Annotated in this window: 1 protein-coding gene; it reads left to right on the top strand. The window is 74.7% G+C overall.

Going from position 1 to position 1,810, the window contains the following annotated elements; translation table 11 throughout:
- On the top strand, positions 1–1,810 hold a 1,810-nt coding region (locus tag C7C56_RS11490), incomplete at both ends, for a sensor histidine kinase (RefSeq protein WP_146204435.1).

Below are 1,810 nucleotides of genomic sequence, written 5' to 3'. Positions count from 1 at the left end.
GGCCGCGCCGTCGCTGCCGCCGGCCTACACGGCGGCGATCGACGCGCTCCCGCTCGACGCCGGCGCCATCCACACCGGCCGCATGGTGCACCCGGCCGACCAGGCCAGCGAGCGGGTCTGGGCCGCCTGCGGCCCGCTCGCGCGCGCGCACGGCCTGCAAGCCTGCCGCGCGATGCCGATCGTGGCGCCGTCGGGCGCGGTGCTCGGCGCCTTCGCCTGGTACTACCGCGAGCGGCGCGAGCCGGCCCCGCACGAGAGCGCGGCGCTGGCCCTGCTGGTCAACACGGCCGCGCTGGTCATCGGCCAGCGCCACGACGCCGAGCAGCGGCGCGCGCTCGAACAGCGCTCGCGCGCGATCCTCGAGAGCATCACCGAGGGCTTCGTCGCTATCGAGCCCGACTGGACCGTCAGCTACGCCAACGGCGCCGCCGAGCGCGGCATCGGCGCCCAGCCCGGCACGCTGGCGGGGCGGTCGTTCTGGGAGGCGTTCCCGATGGCACGCGGCGGCGTCATCGAGCAGTGCTGCCGGCGCAGCGCGGGCGCGCGGGTGCCGGCGCGCGTCGAGGCCTTCTACGAGCACTGGGAGCGCTGGTTCGAGGTCAACAGTTTCCCCACGCCCGGCGGCGGCATCGCGCTCACCCTGCGCGACGTGACCGACCGCAAGCGCGCCGAGGGCGACATCCGCCGCCTCGCCGCCGTGGCCGAGCAATCGTCCGACTTCATCGGCATCACCACCCCCGACGCGCGCGCGACCTACCTGAACCGGGCCGGACGCGATCTGGCGGGGGTGCCGGCGGGCGACGACATCACCTCCTACGGCACGCTCGACTTCGTCGCGCCCGAAAGCCGCGCGCTGGTGCGCGAGGTGGTGCTGCCCGCGCTCACCGGGCCGTCGGCCCAGTGGGAGGGCGAGCTGCATTTCCGGCACGTCGGCACGGGCCGCCCGATCCCCGTATTCTACAAGGGCTTCGCGGTGCGCGACGACGCCGGCAACAACATCTTCCTGGCCACCATCACGCGCGACATCACCGAGCAGAAGCGGGTCGAGGACGCGCTGCGCCAGGTCGCGGCCGACCTGTCCGAGGCGGACCGGCGCAAGAGCGAGTTCCTGGCCACGCTCGCGCACGAGCTGCGCAATCCGCTGGCGCCGATCCGCACCGGGCTCGACCTGCTGCGCCAGCGCGGCGGCGACCCGGCCGCCACCGCCAGCGTGCACGCGATGATGGAGCGCCAGCTCGGCCACCTGGTGCACCTGGTCGACGACCTGCTCGACGTGGCGCGCATCACGCGCGGGCGCATCGACCTGCGCCGCGAGCGCATCGCGCTGCCGGCGCTGGTGGCGATGGCGGTCGAGACCAGCGCGGCCCTGATCGAGGCCTGCGGCCTGCAGCTCGAGGTCTACGTGCCCGAGTACGGGGCCGAGCTGTTCGTCGACACCACGCGCATCGTGCAGGTGCTGAGCAACCTGCTCAACAACGCGGCCAAGTACACTCCGCGCGGCGGACGCATCACGCTGTCGGCCTGGCGCGAGGACGACCAGGCGGTGCTGGCGGTCGCCGACAGCGGGGTCGGCATTCCGCCGGCCGAACTCGAGACCGTGTTCGAGATGTTCACGCAGGTGGGGCCGAACATGGAGCGGGCCCAGGGCGGGCTCGGGATCGGCCTGTCGCTGGTGCGCCAACTGGTCGAGCTGCACGGCGGCAGCGCCAGCGCCGCCAGCGACGGCCCCGGCATGGGCTCGACCTTCACGCTGCGCCTGCCGCTGGCGGACGGGCGCGCGCCGCCGCCACCGCCGCCGCGCGCGCCGGAC

This window comes from Massilia glaciei (assembly GCF_003011895.2).
Taxonomy (GTDB): domain Bacteria; phylum Pseudomonadota; class Gammaproteobacteria; order Burkholderiales; family Burkholderiaceae_D; genus Telluria_A; species Telluria_A glaciei.
The sequence above is the reverse complement of the archived record's forward strand: the minus strand, read 5'-3'. Positions and strand labels throughout refer to the sequence as shown.